The 1462-nt window shown below is 72.9% G+C and carries 2 protein-coding genes; both read right to left on the bottom strand.

Features of this window, described 5'->3' with window-relative positions:
• Nucleotides 1-773: ABC transporter substrate-binding protein (locus tag AZE13_RS26700; RefSeq protein ID WP_066937259.1), on the bottom strand; the 773-nt coding region annotated here is incomplete at its 3' end.
• 122 nt (nucleotides 774-895) lie between these two features.
• Entirely contained in the window at nucleotides 896-1345 is a 450-nt protein-coding gene (locus AZE13_RS26695; protein WP_066937257.1) for a cyclic nucleotide-binding domain-containing protein, read from the bottom strand.
• Between the last annotated feature and the right edge of the window lie 117 nt (nucleotides 1346-1462).

The following is a 1462-nucleotide window of genomic DNA, read 5'->3' as shown; positions in this document are numbered from 1 at the left end:
CAGCCCTCGAAGACGTTACGGGCTCCGGCCTGGCCGATCACGGCGTTGGCGACCTGCTTGCCGCAGACGGCGACGGGCTGCTTGGTGCCGGCGTCGTAGTCGAAGAAGAAGTAGGCGGGCCGCCGGTCCGCCGGTACCTCACCGACCGCCTTCCGTACCGCGGCGACCTTCGCCCGCATACCCGCCACGAGCTCCTCCGCACGCGCGGCGGTACCGGTCACCGCGCCCAGCCGCTTGATGTCCTCCTCCACCGCGGACAGGTCACGCTGCGGCCCCCGGGCCGTGGACGCGCAGGCGGTGGAGGTCAGGTACATGTGCTTGATGCCCGCCGCGCGGAACTCGTCCGCGGTCGGCGCGCCGCCCGCCCCGCCCATGATGCTCATCGACGCGAAGGTGTCGACGTAGAGATCGGCGCCCGATCCGAGCAGCTTCTCCTTGGGGATGACGTGCTTGCCGAGCACCGGCACCTTCCCGGCCTGCGCACCGAGTTCGCCGGGCAGGGCACCCTTGCCGGGCGGGAATCCGGTCCCGATGACCCGGTCGCCCGCGCCCAGGCGCAGCAGCATCTCCAGGGCGGCCGCGTTGCTGGTGACGATCTTGCGCGGGGCGGACGTGAACGTGGTCCGCGCGCCCTTGCAGTCAGCGACCTCCACGGGAAACCCGGAGCCACCGCGCCCGGCGGCGGCGCCCTCCCCCGTATCCCCGCCACCGCCGCACGCGGTGACAGCCAGCGCGACGACGACCGCCAGCCCGCACAACTTCCCAGGACGCATGGTGCTTCTCCCCTGCCCGTAACCGGCCGGTCCCCCGGCCGGGGGGCCGCAGGCGCGACCCGGCACAGGTAGTCGGCCGGATCCCGGGCACGGTTCCCGGAGATCGCTCCCTCCCGGAGCGGTCACCGTTCGAGGGGCCTGCCCTGGGGTCCGTAGAGCTCAAGGAGGCGGGTGCGGGTGCCGTGCAGCCGGTCGGCCACCGTCGCGGCGACATAGCGGTACATCGCCCGGCCGAGGACCGGATCGGACTCGCACAGGGCACGGACGACCGTGGCGTCGAACTCCTCCGCCTCGACCGGACCGACGGTCTCGGCTCCCAGGTGCCAGAGGTAGGGCGGGAAGGCCCAGGACCAACCGAGCAGTTCATCCCGTCCCAGAGTCTCCACGACCGCCGGGCGGCGGCCGGGTACCCGCTGGTCGAGGGCGACCTGTCCGCTGCGGATGATCCAGAACCGGTCGGCCCGCCTGCCCTCCTCGAAGACGCGGGTGGCGCGGGGCAGCGACACCGTATGGGCGATCTCCCGCATCCGCCGGCTCCGGTCGGGCGGCATCGCGTCAAACAGCGTGACCATACGGATACCTTCCCATGGGGGCTTCCCACGTTGTCGTCTGCGGCGCCGCGCGTGTTGCTGGCCGTGCGCCTGCGGCGGGCGTGGGTGGGTCGGGTGCGGGTCCGCTCCTCCGGACTG

Source organism: Streptomyces sp. NBRC 110611 (genome assembly GCF_001590865.1).
Classification (GTDB): Bacteria; Actinomycetota; Actinomycetes; order Streptomycetales; family Streptomycetaceae; genus Streptomyces.
The sequence above is the reverse complement of the archived record's forward strand: the minus strand, read 5'-3'. Positions and strand labels throughout refer to the sequence as shown.

Excerpts from the sequence above, each read along its gene's own strand:
- AZE13_RS26695 (WP_066937257.1), bottom strand. The coding sequence starts at position 1,345 with ATGGTCACGCTGTTTGACGCGATGCCGCCCGACCGGAGCCGGCGGATG.